The organism is Butyrivibrio sp. INlla21, from assembly GCF_900116875.1.
Classification (GTDB): domain Bacteria; phylum Bacillota; class Clostridia; order Lachnospirales; family Lachnospiraceae; genus Butyrivibrio.
In genome coordinates this window covers 33,212-55,443 of record NZ_FPCC01000021.1, presented here as the reverse complement: position 1 = coordinate 55,443, position 22,232 = coordinate 33,212, and the positions used below count along the sequence as shown (strand labels likewise).

The window sequence follows — 22,232 nt, the reverse complement described above, 5'->3', positions numbered from 1 at the left end:
CATATGGAAACAGTGGAAACTTCCCAAGACAAAGAAGAGAAATCTTATTAAACTGGGGATACCCGAATACTATGCACATATTACAGCCAACAGCCGTAGAGGCTATTGGTTTGTGTCTGGTATGGGCGCGGTTAACCGTGCCTTATCAAAAGAAAGACTGATAAACAGTGGCTTTTATGATTTAGCCACAGCCTATCAGTCTATGCACGTCAACTATTGAAAGCGCCGTATACCGAACGGTTCGTACGGTGCTGTGAGAGGACGGGAGCTAATCACTCCCTCCTACTCGATTGCCGAAAGCCTTCAAAACATTCTAATCTTAATAGGAATAATCTAAGACCTGAGAGATGAATAACTGATAGTGCAATAGGCAGGGGCGTGAAAGAGCCCTTGTTTTATGCACATAAAATTTGAACAGGATGGTAGATATAGGTATAATTATTGAAATAATACATTGACAGACATCTATGTATATGTTACTATCAACGCATAGACAAATATCAATGTAAGGAGGGGATTATGGCTAAATTAGACGAAGTATTGGTATGCAAGGCTCTTGGTGATCCCAACAGAATGGAAATCGTTAAGATGCTTTCTGATCAGGAGAAGTGCGGGTGTAAGCTTCTTGAAAAGTTTGATATTACACAGCCGACTCTTTCCCATCACATGAAGATACTGGTGGATTCGGGTCTGGTTAACGACAGAAAAGAAGGCAAGTGGCACTACTATTCAATAAACACTGGCATTATGAAAGAATTCTGTGGATTTATTAAAACTCTCTGTAATGAAACCACCGGCAAATGCTGTAAGGGGAAAGCATGATGTGGGACTTTATTCAGACACAGATCCTGGGGATGAAGTGGTTGAACATTTTGATAGGAGAGCTCCTCTCTACATTAGGATTGGATACAGATAGCAGGATAGGTTCCGGTATACATTTTTTTATCTATGATGTTATAAAGATCACGATCCTTCTTTGTTTGCTGATCTTTGTGATCTCATATATCCAGAGTTTCTTTCCGCCGGAGCGGAGCAGGAAGATAATGGGCAGATTTCACGGAATTGGAGCAAATATCGTAGGAGCTTTGCTTGGAACCGTAACACCATTCTGCTCGTGCTCATCCATCCCGATATTTATGGGATTTACGAGTGCCGGATTACCGCTTGGAGTAACATTTTCTTTTCTGATCTCATCACCGATGGTGGATCTGGGGAGCCTGGTGCTGCTTATGAGCATCTTTGGGGCAAGGATAGCCATCGTTTATGTTGTGATGGGGCTGATTATCGCCGTTACGGGTGGAACATTAATCGAGAAACTTCATATGGAAGATCAGATCGCGGATTTTATCAGGAATGCAAACAGCAGTGTTGAAATAGAAAATCCGCAGCTATCTGTTAAAGATCGACTACTCTACGCAAAGGACCAGGTAGTATCTACATTTAAGAAAGTGTTTCCATACATTCTGATAGGAGTCGGGATTGGGGCTGTGATACATAACTGGATTCCGGAAAGCTGGATCAGGGCAGTGCTTGGGGGAAGAAATCCCTTTGGAGTGATACTTGCAACAATCCTAGGTATCCCGATGTATGCTGATATCTTTGGCGTGGTCACTATAGCAGAGGCACTCCTGTCCAAGGGCGCTTTGCTTGGTACGATCTTAAGCTTTATGATGGCAGTGACTACACTCAGTCTTCCGTCGCTCATTATGCTGAAGAAAGCTATCAAGCCAAAACTGTTAGGAACATTTATAGCCATCTGTACAGTGGGTATCATCATTGTCGGGTATGGTTTCAACTTATTTCAATTTTTATTCATCTGAAGGAGGATATGGCATGAATATTAAAGTATTAGGTGGAGGATGTAAAAGCTGTGAGGCACTCCTTGCATCCGCAAAGGAAGCAGTGGCTCAAAAAGGGATTGATGCGGAGATAGAGTATATCACTGATATGGAAAAGATCATGGGTTTTGGGGTGATGAGTATGCCGGCTCTTATAATCGATGGAAAAGTAGTTTCAGCCGGAAAAGTTCTTAAAGCGAAGGACGTTGAAAAACTCTTATAGAAGATGTTAGGGATATGGAGGAGAATATTATGCTTTTTGAAACGAAAGAGTGTACTAATCCTGATATTGTGAAAGAGCTTTTTATTGAGTATTCGCATATCAAAGGGGCAGAAAGCTGTTTTGTTTCCTTTGATAAGGAATTGAATGATCTGCTTGAGTATTATTCAGGTGGAGCAATAATAGTAGGATATGAAGAAGATAAACCCATTGCCTGTGTTGCCATAAAGAAAATAAGCGACGAAACCTGTGAAGGAAAGCGTCTGTTTATCAGACCGGAATACAGAGGAAAAGGATATGCAAGGATAATGCTCAAAGCAATGACGGATAAGGCTTTTGAACTTGGGTTTAAGGAATTGATTTTCACAACGAAACCGGAAGTTATGAGAATTGGATATAGCCTATATAAACGTTTGGGATACGAGGAATTATCAGAGGAAAATGGTATTGTATCAATGAGGATAGATCTTAGCAAGGAATATCCGTATGGGTGATTACTAATTGTCTTTGGAGGTAATATGGAAAGAGAACTGTTTATAAGGGACGCTGATCCCGAAGATGCTAAAAAACTGGTGGAGATATATTCATATTATGTTCTGAATACCGCTGTTTCTTTTGAATATGAAGCTCCGTCAGTTGAAGAATTTAAAAACAGGATTAAGACAACAAAAGAAAAATATCCATATATGGTGTGCTTATTAAAAGACAGGATCGTCGGCTATGCGTATGCGGGACCATATAGTTCTAGAGAAGCTTATAACTGGACAGCAACAACATCTATTTATGTTGATAAGGATTATCGCAGACAGGGTATCGGTTCGTTGCTGTACAAAGAGCTGGAAAAAAGGCTTAAAGAACAGGGCATAGTCAACCTGCTTGCAGGAGCCGCCTATAGTGATGAAGAGGATGAATATCTCACACATGACAGCTATAAGTTTCATATACGATCGGGATATACAAAAGCAGCGCACATGAAGACTATAGGTAAGAAATTTGACAGATGGTATGATCTGTTATGGATGCAGAAAAAACTATAGTAAGCTGAGTGAAGATCTATGACACACAAAGAAAAAGCAATGAAGATATTTTATGAAAAATTCAAGTGCTCGCAGGCAGTTCTTGGAGCTTACGCGGAAGATTATGGGCTGACGATAGACCAAGCTATGAAAGTGGTAGCATGTTTCAGCGGGGGGCGTGAGAAAAGGTGAAGTGTGTGGTGCTGTATCCGGGGCAATCATGGTGATCGGTTTGAAACACGGAGACGGCCCCGACTATAAAACAACTGCTTACCCCAAGGCTGCTGAGTTTATGGACAGATTCAAAGAAAAAGAATGCTTCATATGTCTGTAGAGATATACTTGGCTGTGACATATCCTCCGAAGAATTTGATAGTTTTGATGACAAGGCTTTGATTGTGGAACTGTTGAATGGTATGTATGCTGAACTTCCGGAGAAGAAACCAAAGAAAGCAAAATGAGACAGAAAACTTCTTAATTATCAGGATGGATGGTGGAACGTTATATCGGAAGATAATCCTACAAAAGACAGACAAAGATTTAATGAGTAGAAAGAAAAATCAGAGTATTATTTTTGATCGCAGTTATTCAAGTTGCCACCAGCCGCATACAGTAGCCCTGAGCTTTCTACCGTACGCAGCAGGTAAACAGCAACTCGTTCTAGAAATGCCACAAACACAGCACTTAGGACATTGAAAAAGTTCTCAAAGAGATGATCAATCTGCAATAGCAGATTTCAGAAGACTCGGTACATTGTACCGAGTCTTTTTTGTAAGCATACGGCGAATGCCGCGACAACGAGGAACAAGCGAAGCGGTTTCGAGTCTGTCGGCATGGCATCGCTGTTAGAAATAAGGAACACGCATTGCGTCAAAATATAAGATATGATAAGATTAATTATCGCATTGCGTGGAGGTGCAAATATGGATATAGCGGAGAGAATTAAGCAATTAAGAGAGAGCACAGGAGAAACGCGAAAAGAGTTTTCGATTCACACAGGCATTCCGGTGCGTACATTAGAGGATTGGGAAGCGGGGCGTAGAACTCCTCCGGAGTATATTCCGAGGTTATTGGCATATCAGCTTAAATTTGAAAAAATAATGAATGATAAAGGGGAAGTTGATGGAAAAGAATGAAATAGTATTATTTGAATCAAAAGATAAGAAAATTGTGCTATCAGTACCTATGGACGGGGATACGGTCTGGCTAAATCAGTTACAAATGGCGAATCTTTTTGATACCACAAAGCAAAATATAAGTTTACATGCTAATAATTGCTTTAAAGAGGGAGAGTTGGATAAGAATTCAGTTGTCAAGGATTTCTTGACAACTGGTTCAGATGGCAAAAAGTATAAAACTAAGCACTACAGTTTAGATGTAATTATTTCTGTTGGTTACCGAGTAAAATCTCAGCGAGGAACAGAGTTTAGACAATGGGCTAATAATGTATTGAAACAGTATATTATTAATGGCTATGCAATAAATGAGCGCAGGCTACAGGCACTTCAGAAAACTGTTGAGATACAAACAAAGATGATTGCAGGGACACTTGATATCGAACAACAGGATGTGCTTAAGGCGGTAAATCTATACACACAAGCACTTATGCTTTTGGATCAATATGATCACCAGTCTCTTGAGAAGCCTGAAGGCTCAAGCCCAATATATAGAATCACTTATAGTGATTGCAGAGAGATGGTCAATCATATGGAGGATACTTTCAAATCAGACGTGTTTGGCGTAGAAAAAGAAGCCGGTAAGGTAGAAGGTATTCTGGCAGCAGTCTATCAGGATGTATTTGGAGGGGAGGTGTATCCTTCATTAGAGGAAAAGGCAGCCAATCTTCTTTATTTCATGATAAAAGATCATCCTTTTGAGGATGGTTGTAAGAGAATAGCGGCTTCCTTGTTCTTGGAGTTTTTGAGTAGAAATAACGCACTTTTTAGGGATGGGCAGAAGATAATAAGTGATGGAGCACTTGTTGCTATTACATTGATGATTGCTGAATCCAATCCTGATGAAAAAGATATTATGACAGCTATGGTAATGAATCTATTGAGGATATAAATGTGTTATTTATCAAAAAAAGAAAGCTGTATGCAAGAGTTGTAAGATGTGAGTAACACTTGGGACCAAGCTAGGCGTAGAGCTTGGCTTGGTCACTATATGGAGAACATAATATGAACAAGACGGGAACGCGCACAATAGAAACTACAAGGCTCATATTAAGGAGATTCACAATCGATGATGCTGAGGATATGTACAATAACTGGGCTTCAGATCCGATAGTTACAGAATTTCTTTCCTGGTCACCGCATCCAAGCGCGGATTTTACAAGGCAGCTTCTTGAGGATTGGATCAGCGAATATGAGGATGGAGAGTATTTTAACTGGGTAATTGAACTCAAGGAAAATAGGCAGGCCATAGGCAATATTTCGGTGATTAAGCTTGATGAAAAAATCGATGCGGCAGAAATAGGGTACTGCATGAGCAGCTCATACTGGGGACAGGGAATAATGCCTGAAGCATTAAAGGCGGTTATGGATTATCTTTTTGACGTTGTAGGACTTAATCGAGTCGCTGCATGCCACGATGTTAATAATCCTAAATCCGGCAGAGTAATGGAAAAAGCCGGAATGAAGTTGGAAGGTACTTTACGAGCAACCGGTAGAAATAATAAGGGAATGCTATATGATAAAGTATTGCATTCAATGATTAAAAGCGATAGATGCTAGAAATAATACATGAAGTATTATAATACTCACAGCATTTCTGAACTGAATCCTTCACGAAGACATGATATCAGTGTCGATGAAGGAATAGACATTCCGTTTTCTATCCATTTGATGAGCATGGAATTCATTCCGCCCAAGCTGTATGCGAGAAGATACGGAAGTTCAGCTTTGTACTGCTCAGAGAGGTCTGCCGATTTCACGGATCGGAATACTTCAAAAGATCTTTCGTAGGACTCCTCAAACAATTGCGGAAGCAGATTGCTCTGCTTCATCAGGTTCAGGATTTTGGCATGACTTTCCCAAAAATCAAAAAAGCATTGGACAACGTCCCAGTAATGGTGTAAGTCGTTGTCCTTTATTGTTGATACGCATTCTTTATACAGTGAATCAAACAGGTGCTTTAGGACTTCATCCTTATCACGGAAATGACGGTAGAAAGTCTTTCTGGAAACTTCAGCTTCCTGCGTGATCTGAGTCACTGTGATCTCCCTGTAATCATATATCTTCATAACCTTGAGCATAGCATTTGCGATAGTTTTCTTAGAACGTTCTGCAATAATTCCGTTTGTATTATTCAGCGGAACGGGAAACAGCTTGCGTGCGTCAAAAGTAATAGCAGAGGTACTTAAAGACACCACCATTGTCAATGTGAGAAAAGATCCTTCGGGATACAGTGCTGAGGATGCAGACATTATCGGCTTTGTCTGCCCGGTTTACGAATGGGATGTACCCGGAAGAATGAAAGAGTTTATCTCTGGGCTTTCCGTAAACCCCAATGCCTATATTTTTATGGTGGCCACGTACATAGCTGTTCACGGAAAAGCATTTGAAACTGTCGAGGATATTCTTTCTACGAAAGGGGTTCATCTGAACTATTCCCGTGCGATCAGGTGCGTCGCAAGCCAGTGCATAGCGTATCCGCCTTTTCCGCCTGAAAAGCTCATGCTTCCTTTGATGGAAAAAAATATGCTAAAGACAGCACGCGAGATATCGGAAATGAAATTCAGAAAGTATCCGCATATGTCTTTCATAACACGAAAACTGTTCCCAAAGCTTATGGTTCCGTATCTTAATATTGAGCATGAATATGACAAAGGCTTTTTTACAGACAAAAGATGCATCGGCTGCTCAACCTGCGAGAAGGTGTGCCCTAATAAGAATATTGTGATCGAAGACGGCCGCCCTAAATGGAATCATAATTGTAACGGTTGCAACGCTTGCGTGGTCTATTGCCCCACCAAAGCGATACAGTTCAAAAGACCTAAAGCATATGATGAATTAGGAACACTTATGACAAAGCTGCTTGGCTTGCCCGATAAAAGGAAGCGTTATCACAACCCGCATATCAATGCACATGACCTGATGGTATAATGGACCATAAAAGATAATCTGATGACATATAGAAGAAATGCTTAAGAAAAGGAAAGAGAATAACAATGAACAACAAATCTTTTGATTCAAAGCGTATAGCCATGGGATATACCAAGAGGCCATGGCTTCACAAGTCAGTAATAGAACAATTAAAAAGAGATTGCGATCTTGCGCCGGACCATATATTCAAGAACGGTCTTGACGTTGGCTGCGGCGCGGGACTTTCAACCAAGGCGTTAAAGCTTATCTGTGATAAAGTAACAGGAACCGATATCGCGGATGCTATGGTAGAAGCGTGCAAAAAACTGTACGGAGATAACAATGCATACGCCTTCTACACTGCCAAAGCAGAAGAGACAAGACTTCCCGAAGAAAAGTATGATATCGTGACTGCCGCAGGTTGCATAAACTGGGTCGATGAACAGATATTTATGGCAAATATGTCAGATGTCATGGAAGACGGAGGACTTTTAGTCATCTACGATTTTGGAATAACGAATCGCATGGCGAGGCATATAATGCCCGAGAGCGGACAGAATGTTTCCCTAAAGCTCGAAAGCGGAGCCGAGGTCTCACAAACCGCTGAAAGCGATGCATACACTCACTGGTACAACGATGAGTATCTGACTAGGTTTCCCAAGCCTCCAAGAAAAGAAAACAAGTGGAAACAAGAAGACCTTCCCGAAGGCTTTACCATGGAAAAACAGACCGAATATGACATGGTTTATTCTTTTACACTTGAGGAATTTGTTGATTTCATGCTTATCCAGTCTAATGTAAATACGCAGATTGAGAGCGGAACTGTCAGCGCAGAAGAAGCAAAAGAGTGGATGACGAAATCTCTTTTGCCCATATTTGATAATAAAGATAGGGGACTTATCTTTAGCGGCTATAGCTGGTACATTAGAAAGAACTGACGATTTATTAAAGGAGAGAGCAATACATAAATTGACTAAATAATAAGCACAAAAGTATAATTAAACTGATAACATATACACCAAACAACTTCATGGACGAGCGGGTGAATAGTATGTCGGATAAATCATTGGAGAACTACACGTTACAAGACATTTTTGGATTATTGCAGGAAAATGTGGCTATTGTGATCCTTGCGGATACTTCGGTCAATAAGTACAGAGTTCTTGCGCGCAATAATGATTTTGCGGATTTCGTAGAAGAGACCGGAAGCTATGACGATCTTATACAAAAGCTCTGGTTTCATATTTCCGAATCCAATGAGAAAGTATCGGATGAGTACAATGCCTTTGTGTCATACTATGGCAAGTTTAAAGGTAAGTACAGTAGGAAAATAAAGCTTTATTCAAATGGTAGCCAAACACCTACCATTCTTCAGATGACTGTTTATCCGATAAAAGATACAACGAAGTATGTTTACATCATGGATGAACTGTACGATGAATACGTTCAGGAGTACATGACTTCCGGTAAGGTAAACACTACGATCCAGAATACATTTCTTTTTTCCATGTATGTTGACCTTGTTAACGATACGACCAGCAGCATAAGTGTCACAGAGGTTTCGGAAGAGGTTATCAACGCGGATATTAAGTATTCCGACTGGCGCATGATGACGGTTAATATGATCTGGCCTGAGGATAAAGAGCAATTTCTTAAGATCACCGATCCGGAATACCTGAAAAATAATCTTGCTCGCGGCCGCACGACATCTTTTGATTGTCAGATGCAGAACCTCGAGGGAAAGTTCATCTGGGTAAAACTGATCTTCAGCAGAGCCATGACAAGTGCCGAAGAGGATTTCAGATTTGTGTTTATGGTGCAGAATATTCACGATTCTTCCATGCAGCTTATGTCTGAGCTTAAGAAGTACGAGAAGCTTGCCCAGAACGACACTCTTACGGAGCTCCTAAATCAGGGCAGTATTAAGAACGAGATCAATATCAGTATAGATAAGCATCATAGAGGTGGCATAAACGTAGCAATGATGATGCTTGATCTGGATTTTTTCAAGAAAGTCAACGATACATACGGACACTCCGCCGGAGATACTGTGCTTAAGTCACTTGCAGATCTGTTAAAAGACTTCGTGGCTGAAAAAGAAGCAGCTGTCGGAAGATGGGGCGGCGAGGAGTTTGTAATAGTTTACAACAATAAAACCGGAGATGAGCTGTATGCTATCGCCGACGAACTTAGGAAAAAAGTTGAAGCTACGGAGTTTCCGAAGATCGGGCATGTGACATGCTCTATCGGGGTGACGCAGGTTAAAGACGATGATACTTTTGAAGATGCATTTGACCGTATGGACAAGGCAATGTATCTGTCAAAAGAAAACGGCAGAAATACTGTCACATTGGTATAAGAAAAAGATATAAGAATAAAGACAAAATATTAAGACACAAAAGGACAGGATGAACAATGCTTGAAAAAATGGACAATTTCTTCACTGCTCGCGTTGACGGATATGACGAGCACATGAAGAGCAATATAGAAGGTGCTGATGTATTCTACGGTTACACGGCAGCGCTTTTGCCAAAGCCGGAAGGAGCGAACGTACTTGATCTTGGCTGCGGAACGGGCCTTGAGCTTGAAGCATTTTTTGAAATGAATCCCGGCGCCAAGGTTACGGGAATCGACCTCACAAAGTCGATGCTTGATGCGCTAAAAGCTAAATTCCCGGGGAAAGATATTACACTGATATGTGGTTCATATTTTGACGAGCCGTTTGGTGAAGATAAATATGACGCGGCCGTATCGGTTGAATCGCTGCATCATTTCACCAAAGAAGAGAAGGTCCCGCTTTACACAAGGTTATGCAAGGCGCTTACTTCCAAGGGATACTTTATCCTTACGGATTGCTTTTCAAAGTCCGATGAGGAAGAGGCTTCGCTAAGGCAGGAACTTCTTAAGATCAGAAAAGAGCTGAAGCTTCCGGATGGCGAATTCTATCACTTCGATACGCCGCTTACGGTGGAGCACGAAAAAGAAGCACTTCTGACAGCAGGCTTTTCATCGGTGGAAGTTCTTAAGAACTGGGATAAAACATATACGCTTAAAGCAAGCAAATAAAAAAACCTCAATCTTCAAATACCTGAAGATTGAGATTTTTTATTATGTATTCGATTATCGCGAAGAATCAAGAAGCCGACTCAATCTCGCTTTCGTGAATTTCCTGAATCTTACCGATGGCAGAGAGCATAGGCTTAACGTTTTTGTGTCTAAGCTTTCTGTCAACGTAGTTCTTGGTTATCTTAACAACCGTTCCGCTGAGTGCAATGACACCGATAAGGTTCGGGATTGCCATAAGTCCGTTGAGGGTATCAGAAATGTCCCAGGCAAGTGTGAGATCCATAGTTGCACCGATAAGGATGAATAACACAAAAACAATCTGATAGAATATAGTACTCTTTGTGCCGAAGAGATATTCAAAGCCCTTGCTTCCGTACTGGCTCCAGCCAAGTACTGTTGAGAAAGCAAAGAACAGGATTGCGATCGCGATGAACGCCGAGCCGAATCTTCCGAATATCGTTGAAAAAGCTTCTGCGACAAGAGCTGTGGAAACCTGCTCCGAAAGCACTTTTCCTGTATTAAGATCGACAAGTCCGCTTGAAAGAACCGCAAATGCAGTGATCGTGCAGACGATGATGGTGTCGGCAAATACCTCGAAGATGCCCCACATTCCCTGAACAACGGGCTCTCTTACGTTTGAGCTTGAGTGAACCATTACGGAAGAACCAAGACCCGCCTCATTGGAAAAGACGCCTCGCTTCATTCCCCACTGCATAGCCATTGCAACACCGCTTCCCACGATGCCGCCGCCGACAGCTTTAAATCCGAAAGCGCCGCGGAATATTGCTGAGAAAACGGCTCCGAACTGATCAATGTTGCAGATGCATACGATGAGTGCACCGACGATATATATAACAGCCATGAAAGGAACGAGCTTTTCCGTTACGGATGCGATTCTCTTAAGGCCGCCGACGATAACCATGCCCGCAAGTGCCATAAGTACGATTCCGCTTATCAAAGTGGGAATGCCGAATGCGCTGTGCATGTTAAGCGCGATCGAGTTGATCTGGCTCATGTTACCGATGCCGAATGAGGCAAATACGCAAAAGAAACTGAACATAAACGCAAGAGCTGTTCCGATATGTCTGCATCCCTTCTTGGATCCGAGTCCGTCCTTTAAGTAATACATAGCTCCGCCGCACCATTCATTTCTGCTGTTTCTGCGGCGATAGAAAATTCCGAGTACGTTCTCCGAATAATTCGTCATCATTCCAAAGAAAGCAACGATCCACATCCAGAAAATGGCTCCCGGGCCGCCCGAAACGATGGCAGCTGCAACACCTGCGATGTTACCTGTTCCGATAGTAGCGGCAAGAGCGGTACAAAGGCTCTGGAACTGTGAGATCTGAGTGTCTTCATTTCCTGTGTGCGCCGTTACTTTTTTATCCTTAAATATTCCGCCGATAGTGTTTTTTACCCAGTGATTAAAGTGACTCACCTGGAAAAAACGTGTCAGGACGGTCATAAGTATTCCCGTGCCGACCAAAAGAACCAGCATGGGAAGTCCCCAAACAAATCCGTTTACTGCGCCGTTAATCTGTTCAACTTTTGATAAAATATTCTCCATACAACCTCCGGTAAAAAAAGATAATATTTGCCGTGCAGGCATAATAAACAGTATAAAAGAAAAACGGTGCCTCATGTTATCCATGAAACACCGTCGTTTCAATAACTTATATTATCATACTCAATACAAAAAGAACAGAAAAATTTAATAATTCATCAAAACAATATACGATATAATGATAATATGAGCAAATCAAAAAAGAAAAGGTTAATAGTCGTATCAATTCTATATTTTGTTTTGACTTTGGTAATGGCTCAGCTTGTTTTCTACAGAGGGATAAACACGCTCAGACCGATATATCTTATCAATATCGGCGCGGACTTAGTGGGAATGATGTTGGGCTGTACTCTCTATGTCTGTTGCCTTATCGACCTTCAAAAGACGGGCGCTGATATAAAGTACATGATGGCCCTTATTAATGTTGTGTTTATTCAACTCTTAGCGGACGGCTGTGCATGGCTTGTTGACGGAATCCCGTCTCTCAGACACCTCAATATTTTGGACAATACATTGTACTATCTGTGTGCTCCTATAGAGGCACTGTTCTTTTGGATGTACACGATGACATATTTGAAAATTAGAAAAAATCTGGTAAAAAAGCTCTTTTTGATCGTCAGCATTGGCGCCTATGTGGCCATTGCGGTCAGGATCATAAATATTTTTACCGGAATCTATTTTACTGTCGGGCAAGACGGCGTCTATGCAAGAAGCGCGCTCTATCCGATCTCTATGGTCTATTCCTATTTCACCGTTATAGCTGCGCTTGTAGTGGTTGTTCTTGAGCGTAAGCTCCTTGAAAGATATCAGGTCTTTGCATTTTTTATGTATGTGCTGGCTCCGATGCTTGTTGGCATTATAACTATTGTTGTATACGGACTTTCGCTCGGACCTGCCGTATTTATGATTGCTTTGATGCTTATGTACTGCATTCTCAACGTTTCCGAGGGCCGTGAGATGGTGGCGGCATCCAGAGATATGGCACTTGCTGCGGAAATACAGGAAGATGCCATGCCAAAGGTTTATCCGTATATGCCCGAGAGAAAAGATTTTGATCTGTACGCATACATGAAGCCTGCAAAAGAGGTGGGCGGCGACTTCTATGATTATTTCATGATTGACGAGGATCACCTTGGACTGGTCATTGCAGATGTTTCCGGAAAAGGCATACCGGCGGCATTGTTTATGATGATGGCCAAAAAACTTATAAAGAATGCACTTACTTCGGGTATGTCTCCCGCGGATACTTTGTATGAGGTAAACAACAGGCTGTGCGAAGACAATAAGATGGGCTTCTTTGTGACGGTGTGGATCGGAGTTATCGATCTTACCAGCGGTGAGAGTATATCTGTCAATGCAGGACACAAGCATCCGGTTATAAGGCATGCAGGCGGCGAGTATGAATTTGTAAAATATAAGCATTCACTTCCTGTGGCGGTAATGGAAAATACCAAGTTTGTTCCGCACAATTTCAAGATGGAACCGGGAGACAGCATATTCGTCTATACGAACGGATTCCCGGAGGCCATTAATGAGGGCAATGAGCTTCTTGGAAATGACCGAATGCTTGAGATAATGAACAGATTCCCTGTGGCCAATCCCAAGGTCGCCATTGAAAACGTCATGGTCGGCATCGATGAATATGTGGGCGGTGCCAAGCAGTTTGATGACATAACCATGCTATACATGACATATTACGGGAAATGATGAGCTTCGAAAGAAAGTAGTGACATGATAATTAATGAAAAAGACAATGCGCTTACAGTTGAAGCGACGCTGGAAAAACTGCCGAATGTTATGAAGTTCATAGATTCCAAGCTGGAAGAAATTTCTTGTCCTAAAAAGAGTCAAAACCAGATCCGGACAGCAGTCGAGGAGTTGTTCGTCAACATCGCACATTTCGCGTATCCCGGAGAGATAGGTCTTGCGGAAGTTAGATTTAAATTTATAGAAAAAGAACGTGCGGTAGAAATATCTTTTGCCGACCAAGGAATCCCTTACGATCCGCTAAAAAAGACCAATCCCGATATCACATTACCCGCGGATAAAAGAGCTGTCGGGGGACTTGGTATCTATATGGTAAAAAAGCTGATGGACGATTTCAGATACGAATACAAAGATTTACGAAATATAAACACGATATACAAGCGGATATAGAGCATTCAATGAGCGGGGCTGACGATAAGGAGGGACAACATTATGCTTAACATCGAAAAAATAAAGGATAATGGCAATATGAAGATCTCGCTGGAGGGACGCCTTGATACAACGACTTCTCCGCAGCTTGAGATCGAGGTTCAGAGCTCATTGGATGGCGTTGATAATCTTACTTTCGATCTTGCCAAGCTTGATTATATTTCAAGTGCGGGACTACGCGTTCTTCTTTCCGCGCAGAAGATCATGAACAAGCAGGGGAGCATGGTTGTTACAAACGCAGCCGAAGAGATAAAAGAGATATTTGAAGTTACGGGATTTTCGGATATCCTTACGATTCAGTGACAGGTTCTTTTTATAGGAGTAGCACCGCAAGGCTGATAAACTTGGAATTATAAAGGATAAAAGGATTCGAAAAAATAATATAGCCTTGACTTAGCCGTACGACTAAATTTATAATAATTAATATAAAATTTAGCCGTACGGCTAAATTTATGCCTAGCGCGATCGAATTATGCCGTACGGCATAATTTGGAGAAAGCACATTTACGAGGGGAAAGTATATGAAGATCAGCGATACAAAAACATTTGGAAAAGCAATCAGAGACAGACGCAAGAAGCTTGGATATACACAGAAGTACATATCTGATTTTACGGGGATATCCGTGACGTTTCTTTCGGATCTTGAAAACGGAAAGAAGACAATTGAGCTTGGAAAGGCGCTTCTTATTGCCAATCTTCTGGGGCTTGATATAGAACTTAATGAAAGAGGATGATATGAGAAATCTTGGAGTATACATTGAAATAAACGGAGAGCAGACGCTCGTCGGAAATATTACAGGCGAAGCCTATACCGATGCGACTTTTAAATATGACAGTGAATTTATGAACGCTTCTTATGGCGCGCCGATATCAATTTCGCTTCCTTTTCAGGAAGAAAGTTTTACTGCTGAAAATACGAGAACCTTTTTTGAAAGTCTCCTTCCGGAGGGCTTTTCAAGACGTGCTGTTGCAGATTGGATAAAGACCGATGAGAAGGATTACCTATCTATTTTGGCGGGACTTGGAAGAGAATGCCTTGGCGCGATCAAGATTGCAGAGGGTGGTGTTTTAAGTGACGCTCATTATGAGAAACTGACCAAGGCTCAGGTTAAATCGCTTGCGGCAGAAGGTGCAACGAGATCGACTCAGATACTTATGGAAACACATCTTTCGCTTACGGGAGCTTCAGGTAAGGTGGGGCTTTACTATGATCCCAAAGGCAAGTGGTATCTTCCAAAAGGAGATGCGCCGAGTACACATATAGTCAAGCAGAGCCATGTAAGACTCGATCGTATAGTATTAAATGAGCAGCTTTGCATGCTTACCGCCAAGAATATAGGTATAGATGTTCCGGAGAGCTTTATTGTAAACGTAGGAGGCGGAGAAGACAGTGATGTACTCTATGCAACAAAGAGATATGACAGAGATTTAAACGGAGTAAAAGAAATAGATGGTCTTCTTGTACCGCTGAGGCTCCACCAGGAAGACTTTGCTCAGGCCATGGGAATTGCAGCCGAGGATAAGTATGAGAAGCAACCTATTGGATATATGAAGAAGATGTTTGATCTTATCAAAAAGCATTCATCAAATCCTATCGAAGATCAGAGCAAGCTTCTTGAGCGAATAATTTTTAATTTCCTCATAGGTAATACAGATTGCCACTTGAAGAACTATGCTCTTTTATACTCTCCCGACCTTAAGTCGGTGAGACTTTCGCCCGCTTATGATATTGTTTCTACGAGAGTGTACAATTCGATTCCGGAGATGTCTTTTTATATCGGAGGAGAGCTTGATATCAATAATATAAACAGAGATAGCTTCATTAAATCAGCTGAAGATGTCGGTTTGAGTAATAGAGTTGTAGAGACAACTTTTGACAGATTGTCGGATAGATTTGAGAAATCGCTCAAAGAAGCTGCAGAAAGCCTGACTAATAGCGGCTTTGTCGCAGCAAAAAAGCTTAAGAACGATATCTTAAAAACCGGAGGATATTCTCATCTTAAGTAAAATTACAAAAAGTCCTATGACTTTCGCAAGGATGTTTGCAAAAGTCATAGGACTTTTGGTTCTTAAACCAAGACCTCAATATCAGTCTTCGTTAAAATCCATAGGGATTACCTTAGTTGAGGCTGCGCCGAGTCCCTTGAGTTCTTCTGTAGATTCAAGTCTGATAGCGTTGTTCTCGGTTGAAACTCCGATGAGCTTAAAGGTAATATTGTCTTCACCGGCTCTCATCTTCTGATTGGATGCGTTGTTTCTTATAGTGTTTCCTTTACTGTTGTCATCGCATTCCTCATAGTAAACCTCAGCTTCGTTAGCTGCGATAAAGATGTTTTTCTCGATCACGTTTTCTTCATCGTGTGCATTCTGAATAGTGATACATGTATTGTCTGTGTTCAAAACAGTGTTGTTGTAGATATGGCAAGCCTTTGCCTCACCGTTTTCTTCGGGATTGCAACCACCGATAACGAGGCCGGCAAGATTATTGTTTTCTACAAGAGTGTTGTTGTACACTTCGATTCCTGTTGTAGCGGTTCCGTGATGCTCTGTAGCGATCTCGATACCGATATCGCTGTCTGATACGTAGTTATTGAAGATATCAATGTCTTTTCCGCCGTCAACATAGATTCCGTCCGCGCAAGCATCGCCAAAGTAAGTCATGTTCTTTGCGGATGAAATTCCAACAACGGTATTATCGTGGATTTTTCCGTCGTGAGCTCTGTCGCTCTCAAGTAAAAGGAGCTCGCCTGTCTCGGGATTGGTACGCTCATAGCCGATAGCATCGATTCCGATATTGTCACAGTTGTGAACGTAGTTGCCGGAAATATCGAAGTTGCCTACGTTACCGTTAACTACAAGTGCTTCACTGTTACCGAGCGTCATGTTATAGATCTCGTTTCCTGTGATTGAAACTCCGTTTACAGGTGATTCGGGCTGACCGTATACAAGGATTCCGTGTGCATTGTAGTACTCGGATTCCTCTGTGTACTTAACACCCATGTCATGGATCTTACATTTTGAGATTGATATTCCGTCTGAACCTGCGTCTACATAGATACCCATGGGCTTGACGTCCATAGAAGGATGATCCTGACTAAGGCCCGTGATCTCAAGACCTGAGATGGAAACGTTCTTGGCATGAACATTGATCATTGCGTAATCGTCTTTTGTCGGTGTTAAGCCTGCACCGTTAAGAACAGCACCTTCTTCACCTACAAGTTTTACTCCATCCTTTTCAATCTTTAACTGTTCGGAATAATTTCCCTTGGGGATTACGATCGTATCCCCGTTTGAAGCCTTGTCAATGGCTTCCGCGATGGTAGAAGCGTCACTACCTACTTTGATTGTGTTTCCGTTTTCTGCGGCTGCACTGGCCTTACAACAAAAACCGGTTGAACACATAAATGCAAAACCTGCTATCATAAGGCTAGAAACAACATAACCCGCATTTTTTTTCATCATTATTCCCCTTTCTGATGTTTTTTGCTAAGTTTTCAGTTACTATGATATAAACCATAACATACGGAAGTGCCCAAAAAGCGACTAAAAAATAAAAAAGATATAAACAAAAGTTACATAAATAATCGCCGGAGTACGCGCGATATTATATAATAAGCATAGAACGAGGTGTAAAATGACTAATAGAATATATCAAATTATTGCAATATTTTTCATGCTCATTTTTTACGGTATTTATTTTATAAAGATGCTTATCCAGAAAAATAAAGGGATAGTGACCGATCAGATCGCCAAGGGAAAAAAGCGTGATAAAAGCTTCTACACAGAGCTTCTTATGAAGATTGCGACAATACTTGCGCCTATAACCGAACTGATATCGATAATAATCGGAAAATCGCAGCTTTCTTTTATGTGCAGAATTTTCGGAGTTTACTTCGCGGTTGTCGGTGTCACAGTGTTCGGGATTGCCGTGTATACCATGAGAGACAGCTGGAGAGCGGGCGTCGCGGAAGAAGACAAGGAAAAAAGAAATCTAGTCACGAACGGTATTTATAACTACTCAAGAAACCCTGCTTTTTTGGGCTTTGACCTTGTTTACATAGGAATCCTTCTTATGTACTTTAATCCGGTGCTTCTTGCTGTGACCTTATTTGCGATGATCATGTTTCATCTTCAGATATTAAGAGAAGAAAAATTCTTAGAAAGCTCTTTTGGCAAGGAATACATCGATTACAAAAACAGAGTAAGCAGATACGCCGGAATGGGAAAGATCACGTACGTTAAGATAGTAATGTACATCTATTTCCTTATATTTATATGGTCTGTTCTGTATTTCTTTACATGCATTGCCTACGGAGGCGGATTGCTCCTTTCATGGGTTTGGCTGTGGATTCTTATCGCCGTATTTTCTTTTGTCAGGATAAAGATGCTCATAGCAAGGATTAACGGAACAGAGAAATTCAAGGTTCCGCCGGTGATCACATGGATATACAGGGTTGCGGCCACCGCATTTATTGTTTTCTTTTTAATAACGGAAGCTAAGATCGTGGATGACATGACTGCGATACCCGAGAGAAATCTTGATTATGTGATTGTTCTCGGTGCGGGACTTAACGGAACAGAGCCTAGTAACCCGTACAGAGTAAGGATAAAAAGAGCCGGCGAGTACCTGTCGGAAAACGAAAAGACTATAGTCATCGCTTCCGGCGGACAGGGAGAGCATGAGCAGATAAGCGAGGCTGAGTGTGCAAAAAGAGTGCTTATAAGGGATTACGGTATCGATGAGAGCAGGATCCTATTGGAGAATAAGTCGACCGACACTCATGAAAACCTTAAGTTTAGTCTTGAGATAATAGGAGATCCCACTGCACATGTCGGCATAGTTACGAACAGCTTCCATGAGCATAGGGCGCTTTCCATTGCCAAGAAAGTAGGCTTTGAAAATGCCGAAGCCGTTCCCGCAACGACTCTTTTGCCTGTCGGAATTCATTATGTTGTGAGGGAGTTTTTCGGAATGGTCGAGTTTTATATTAGAGACATGTGATAAAGAAAGTTCTTTTAATTGACATCTTCTGCGAAGTAGTGCTAATATTGTAAATTGCAAATGAATTGCAAATTATAAAAATGTAAACGATCATAGCATTTACACGCGGAGGAATACAATGTTTGGTTTATCAAAGAAACCGGTGACCATACTGACAGGATATCTTGGCTCAGGTAAGACAACGGTGCTTAATGAGTTGTTAAAAAATACGGAATCAGACGGAATCGCACTGATAGTAAATGATATGGGAAGCGTTAACATTGACGCTTCCCTTATTTCGAAAAGTAACGTTACTCAGGCGGATTCCAAGATGATAGAGCTCACGAACGGCTGCATCTGCTGCACTCTTCAGGAAGCCTTTATGACACAGGTCGAGGCGCTTGCAAAAGATAAGCATATCAAAAGAATCATCGTGGAAGCCTCAGGCATCAGTAATCCCGCATCAATAGCGGATGGATTCCTTATGTATCAGGAATCGCACAAAAAGCTTGGCTTCTATCTGGACTCTGTTGTGACTGTCGTTGATGCCGACAGGATATACACGGAGTTTCTTGACGGAATAAAAGAAAAGTCCGATGAAAGACAAAGAGAGATCATGGACGAGGATCCTGACATCATCAATCTTATAATGGATCAGATCGAATTCTGCAACGTGGTTCTTTTGAACAAATGCGATCTTCTTCCCACTGATAAAAAAGAAGCGGTGAGGAAGGTGATAAGACAGTTCCAAAGAAAGGCCGAGATCGTAGAGTGCATATACGGCAAGGTTAATCCCGACAGGATTTTCAAGGGATCAAAGTTTGACTACGACGAGGTTATGAATTCTTCGGCGATGCAGGCTGCTCTTGCCAGAGAAAAAGCGATGGATGAAGGATGCGTTGATGAATACGGCATCAGCTCTTTTGTCTATGAGGAAAAAAGACCTTTCGATCACGAGAAGTTCAGTGCTTTCGTTGAAGAAAACTATCCCGAAAATATAATCCGCGCTAAAGGTTATATCTGGTTTTCGGATGATGACATTCATGTTCAGCTCTTTGAGCATGCGGGAAGAAATGCGTCAATATCCGAAGTTTCCAATTGGGTAGCGGCTTTTGACGAAAAGGAAAAAGAAGAGGTTATTCGAAGCTTCCCTGACATCATGGAAGAGTGGGATGAAATCTACGGCGACAGGCTCAATCAGATTGTTTTCATAGGAAAAAATATTGATAAAGAGCGCATAGTTTCAATGCTGGATGAGTGCATAGACAAGGCACCGTATACACCGCAGGCAGAGCTTGAAAATAAGGAGAATAAGAAAATTGGGTAAGGTTTATTTTGTGAACGGATTTTTGGATGCGGGAAAGACCTCTTTTATCCAGGACTTGTTCGAAGAGTCGTATTTCAAGATTGACGGAGTAACGCTTCTTATCGTCTGTGAGGAAGGCGAAGTGGAATACGACGACTATCTTCTTGAGAAGATGGGCGTGGTTGTAAGGTATATCGAGGATGAGGAGGATTTTACTCCGGAGCACATCGAGGAGCTTGAAAAGGCGGTCAAGCCGGCGCGGGTTGTGGTTGAGTTTAACGGCATGTGGATGCGAAAAGACTTATCTTTTCCCTGGTACTGGAACGACATTATGGAGATCGCCGTGATCAACGGAAAGACTTTTGAGCTTTATGCGGCCAATATGAAATCTCTTTTGTCTGAGCAGGTCAGGAACGCGTACATGGCGGTTGTAAATAACTGCACGGGACTTGAGGATAAGCTTTCGTATTTCAGAAGGAATCTTAAGGCCGTGAACACGGGGCTCAACATTGTATTTAAGGATGACGAGAGGGACGATATTGTAATAAGGTTTGAGGACGACCTTCCGTATGACTTAAATGCTGATATAGTCGATGTCGACAATGATTCATTTTCCGTGTTCTATTTGGACAGCCTCGACAACTTGGACAGATACGTCGGAAAGACGATTCGCTTCACGGCGCAGGTCATGAAGTCACGCGGTAAGACAAGGCAGTCTTTTCTTGCGGGCAGATACGCAATGACATGCTGCGAGGACGACCTGTCTTTATTCGGAATAATCTGCGACTACGATGACCTTGACAGCCTTGAAAACGGCAGCTGGGTGAATGTTACAGGGCTTGTGGAAAAAGAGTATATGGATAAGTACAAGGTTGATTTCCCGGTGTGCAAGGTGAGCGGGCTAAAGGCTGCCGACAAACCTGAGCGGGAAGTGATAAATGTAGTGTGAAGCTTTGTTTGGAAAAAGTTCGCGAAAGCGGGCTTTTTTCTTTAAATATAAGGCGAAAGAGGGTATAATAATACGGCGAGATTCTTGAAAAATCTCGCTAAGCGAAACAGTAAGGGAGTATTAAGACATGAAATCACCGGCAGAAATTGCTCAAAAATATGTACAGGTAGGAAAGGCCAAGGCCGAAGCTAAGGCTTCACAGACCTTTCTTTTAGCTATAATGGCGGGAGCCTTCATTGCGCTTGGAGGACTCGGAAGCCAGATCGCATCATGCCTTGCGGATAATGCTTCATCGGCAAGGGTTATCAGTTCTGTAGTTTTCCCTATAGGTCTTTTTATGGTGCTTGTCGGAGGAGCTGAGCTCTTCACAGGCAATTGCCTTATTACGATCCCTGTTCTCAAGAAAGAGACCTCGCCTCTTAAGATGTTTAAGAACTGGGTTATCGTTTATTTCGGAAACATGGTCGGAGGCTTTATCATTGCAGCACTTGCGGCTTTTGGCCATATTTATTCGTTCGGTGACGGACAGCTTGCAACAAACGTAGTTGCGACAGCAGTGACTAAGTCAGGCATCTCTTTTGCCGACGGACTCCTTCGCGGAATCCTTTGTAACGTTCTTGTATGCATGGCAGTATGGTGTTCTTTCGCTGCAGATGAGCTTGCAGGAAAAGTGCTTGCACTTTGGCTTCCCGTTATGCTCTTTATTATCTGTGGTTTCGAACACTGCGTTGCAAATATGTATTTCATTCCTGCAGGTTTCCTTGCATCTTACGTTCACGGAATCCCCGCAGACGGATTGTCATTATTCGGCTTCTTTGTGATAAATCTACTTCCCGTAACCATCGGAAATATCATTGGCGGCGGACTTTGCGTCGGCGCAGTTTACTACGGCGCTTATCTTAAAAAGAACTGATTACCTGTCCTGTATATAAACATAACAAAAAATGAGAAGTCTTATGTCTATCGATAAATAGTCATAAGACTTTTTCTGTGCCATTATTATGAAATAGG

The 22,232-nt window shown here is 41.9% G+C and carries 26 protein-coding genes and 1 pseudogene; 24 read left to right on the top strand and 3 right to left on the bottom strand.

What is annotated here, in order from left to right:
- The 11 genes and pseudogenes from BM377_RS11955 to BM377_RS11905 all read left to right on the top strand — a co-directional run.
- Positions 1-220: pseudogene (locus tag BM377_RS11955) on the top strand (group II intron reverse transcriptase/maturase); the annotation flags it as partial.
- 299 nt (positions 221-519) lie between these two features.
- Positions 520-822, top strand: a complete 303-nt coding sequence (locus tag BM377_RS11950; RefSeq protein WP_092248625.1) for an ArsR/SmtB family transcription factor — start codon at positions 520-522, stop codon at positions 820-822.
- Positions 819-1,820: a permease gene (locus BM377_RS11945; protein ID WP_242948164.1), complete on the top strand. Its 1,002-nt coding sequence runs from the start codon at positions 819-821 to the stop codon at positions 1,818-1,820. Before BM377_RS11950 ends, BM377_RS11945 begins: the two co-directional genes overlap by 4 nt.
- A gap of 13 nt (positions 1,821-1,833) precedes the next feature.
- Positions 1,834-2,061: a thioredoxin family protein gene (locus tag BM377_RS11940; RefSeq protein ID WP_092248619.1), complete on the top strand. Its 228-nt coding sequence runs from the start codon at positions 1,834-1,836 to the stop codon at positions 2,059-2,061.
- 29 nt (positions 2,062-2,090) lie between these two features.
- Positions 2,091-2,552 (top strand): GNAT family N-acetyltransferase, encoded by a 462-nt coding sequence (locus BM377_RS11935; RefSeq protein WP_177223875.1) that lies wholly within the window; start codon positions 2,091-2,093, stop codon positions 2,550-2,552.
- A gap of 24 nt (positions 2,553-2,576) precedes the next feature.
- Complete coding sequence (locus BM377_RS11930; protein ID WP_092248613.1) at positions 2,577-3,095, top strand: GNAT family N-acetyltransferase; 519 nt, start codon at positions 2,577-2,579, stop codon at positions 3,093-3,095.
- Between the two features lie 18 nt (positions 3,096-3,113).
- On the top strand, positions 3,114-3,266 hold the full coding sequence (locus tag BM377_RS16770; RefSeq protein ID WP_442857314.1) for a C-GCAxxG-C-C family (seleno)protein: 153 nt from the start codon (positions 3,114-3,116) through the stop codon (positions 3,264-3,266).
- Entirely contained in the window at positions 3,253-3,408 is a 156-nt protein-coding gene (locus BM377_RS11925; RefSeq protein WP_092248609.1) for a C-GCAxxG-C-C family protein, read from the top strand. Before BM377_RS16770 ends, BM377_RS11925 begins: the two co-directional genes overlap by 14 nt.
- A 589-nt stretch (positions 3,409-3,997) precedes the next feature.
- Positions 3,998-4,210: a helix-turn-helix domain-containing protein gene (locus BM377_RS11915; protein WP_092248606.1), complete on the top strand. Its 213-nt coding sequence runs from the start codon at positions 3,998-4,000 to the stop codon at positions 4,208-4,210.
- Positions 4,197-5,141 (top strand): virulence RhuM family protein/type II toxin-antitoxin system death-on-curing family toxin, encoded by a 945-nt coding sequence (gene rhuM, locus BM377_RS11910; protein ID WP_242948163.1) that lies wholly within the window; start codon positions 4,197-4,199, stop codon positions 5,139-5,141. Before BM377_RS11915 ends, rhuM begins: the two co-directional genes overlap by 14 nt.
- A gap of 113 nt (positions 5,142-5,254) precedes the next feature.
- A complete protein-coding gene (locus tag BM377_RS11905; RefSeq protein WP_092248600.1) occupies positions 5,255-5,809 on the top strand; it encodes a GNAT family N-acetyltransferase in 555 nt (184 codons plus the stop codon).
- A gap of 26 nt (positions 5,810-5,835) precedes the next feature.
- Here the strand turns inward: BM377_RS11905 and BM377_RS11900 are convergent, their stop codons facing one another.
- The gene (locus BM377_RS11900; RefSeq protein WP_177223874.1) at positions 5,836-6,318 is read right to left on the bottom strand and encodes a TetR/AcrR family transcriptional regulator; all 483 of its coding nucleotides are present in this window, start codon (positions 6,316-6,318) and stop codon (positions 5,836-5,838) included.
- A gap of 4 nt (positions 6,319-6,322) precedes the next feature.
- On the opposite strand from BM377_RS11900, the gene BM377_RS11895 reads away from it, so the two are divergent.
- The 4 genes from BM377_RS11895 to BM377_RS11880 all read left to right on the top strand — a co-directional run bounded on the left by BM377_RS11895 (position 6,323) and on the right by BM377_RS11880 (position 10,225).
- On the top strand, positions 6,323-7,180 hold the full coding sequence (locus tag BM377_RS11895; RefSeq protein WP_278290625.1) for an EFR1 family ferrodoxin: 858 nt from the start codon (positions 6,323-6,325) through the stop codon (positions 7,178-7,180).
- Between the two features lie 65 nt (positions 7,181-7,245).
- Positions 7,246-8,097: a class I SAM-dependent methyltransferase gene (locus BM377_RS11890; RefSeq protein ID WP_092248591.1), complete on the top strand. Its 852-nt coding sequence runs from the start codon at positions 7,246-7,248 to the stop codon at positions 8,095-8,097.
- Positions 8,098-8,210: 113 nt separating this feature from the next.
- Entirely contained in the window at positions 8,211-9,518 is a 1,308-nt protein-coding gene (locus BM377_RS11885) for a GGDEF domain-containing protein (RefSeq protein ID WP_092248588.1), read from the top strand.
- 56 nt (positions 9,519-9,574) lie between these two features.
- Positions 9,575-10,225: a class I SAM-dependent methyltransferase gene (locus BM377_RS11880; RefSeq protein WP_092248585.1), complete on the top strand. Its 651-nt coding sequence runs from the start codon at positions 9,575-9,577 to the stop codon at positions 10,223-10,225.
- A gap of 67 nt (positions 10,226-10,292) precedes the next feature.
- On the opposite strand, the gene BM377_RS11875 is transcribed toward BM377_RS11880, so the two are convergent.
- A complete protein-coding gene (locus BM377_RS11875) occupies positions 10,293-11,792 on the bottom strand; it encodes an alanine/glycine:cation symporter family protein (RefSeq protein WP_092248582.1) in 1,500 nt (499 codons plus the stop codon).
- A gap of 183 nt (positions 11,793-11,975) precedes the next feature.
- Between BM377_RS11875 and BM377_RS11870 the strand changes: the two genes are divergently transcribed.
- From BM377_RS11870 to BM377_RS11850, 5 genes are all read left to right on the top strand, one after another.
- Positions 11,976-13,496 carry a PP2C family protein-serine/threonine phosphatase gene (locus BM377_RS11870; RefSeq protein WP_092248579.1) on the top strand — a complete coding sequence of 507 codons (1,521 nt, stop codon included), beginning with the start codon at positions 11,976-11,978 and terminating at the stop codon, positions 13,494-13,496.
- A gap of 24 nt (positions 13,497-13,520) precedes the next feature.
- Entirely contained in the window at positions 13,521-13,946 is a 426-nt protein-coding gene (locus BM377_RS11865; protein ID WP_092248576.1) for an ATP-binding protein, read from the top strand.
- 42 nt (positions 13,947-13,988) lie between these two features.
- Positions 13,989-14,288, top strand: a complete 300-nt coding sequence (locus BM377_RS11860) for an STAS domain-containing protein (protein ID WP_092248573.1) — start codon at positions 13,989-13,991, stop codon at positions 14,286-14,288.
- 218 nt (positions 14,289-14,506) lie between these two features.
- Positions 14,507-14,719: a helix-turn-helix domain-containing protein gene (locus BM377_RS11855; RefSeq protein ID WP_092248570.1), complete on the top strand. Its 213-nt coding sequence runs from the start codon at positions 14,507-14,509 to the stop codon at positions 14,717-14,719.
- A 1-nt stretch (position 14,720) separates the two neighbouring features.
- The gene (locus BM377_RS11850; RefSeq protein WP_092248567.1) at positions 14,721-15,992 is read left to right on the top strand and encodes a HipA domain-containing protein; all 1,272 of its coding nucleotides are present in this window, start codon (positions 14,721-14,723) and stop codon (positions 15,990-15,992) included.
- An 81-nt stretch (positions 15,993-16,073) separates the two neighbouring features.
- Here BM377_RS11850 and BM377_RS11845 read toward each other — a convergent pair whose 3' ends face one another.
- On the bottom strand, positions 16,074-17,447 hold the full coding sequence (locus BM377_RS11845; RefSeq protein WP_143104504.1) for a right-handed parallel beta-helix repeat-containing protein: 1,374 nt from the start codon (positions 17,445-17,447) through the stop codon (positions 16,074-16,076).
- 172 nt (positions 17,448-17,619) lie between these two features.
- On the opposite strand from BM377_RS11845, the gene BM377_RS16700 reads away from it, so the two are divergent.
- From BM377_RS16700 to BM377_RS11825, 4 genes are all read left to right on the top strand, one after another.
- Positions 17,620-18,987 (top strand): ElyC/SanA/YdcF family protein, encoded by a 1,368-nt coding sequence (locus BM377_RS16700; protein ID WP_092248561.1) that lies wholly within the window; start codon positions 17,620-17,622, stop codon positions 18,985-18,987.
- A 118-nt stretch (positions 18,988-19,105) separates the two neighbouring features.
- Complete coding sequence (locus tag BM377_RS11835; protein ID WP_092248558.1) at positions 19,106-20,293, top strand: CobW family GTP-binding protein; 1,188 nt, start codon at positions 19,106-19,108, stop codon at positions 20,291-20,293.
- Positions 20,286-21,221, top strand: coding sequence for a TIGR03943 family putative permease subunit (locus BM377_RS11830; protein WP_092248556.1), 936 nt, complete (start codon positions 20,286-20,288; stop codon positions 21,219-21,221). The genes BM377_RS11835 and BM377_RS11830 overlap by 8 nt, the downstream gene beginning before the upstream one ends.
- Before the next feature lie 127 nt (positions 21,222-21,348).
- The gene (locus tag BM377_RS11825; RefSeq protein WP_092248553.1) at positions 21,349-22,134 is read left to right on the top strand and encodes a formate/nitrite transporter family protein; all 786 of its coding nucleotides are present in this window, start codon (positions 21,349-21,351) and stop codon (positions 22,132-22,134) included.
- Positions 22,135-22,232 lie beyond the last annotated feature (98 nt).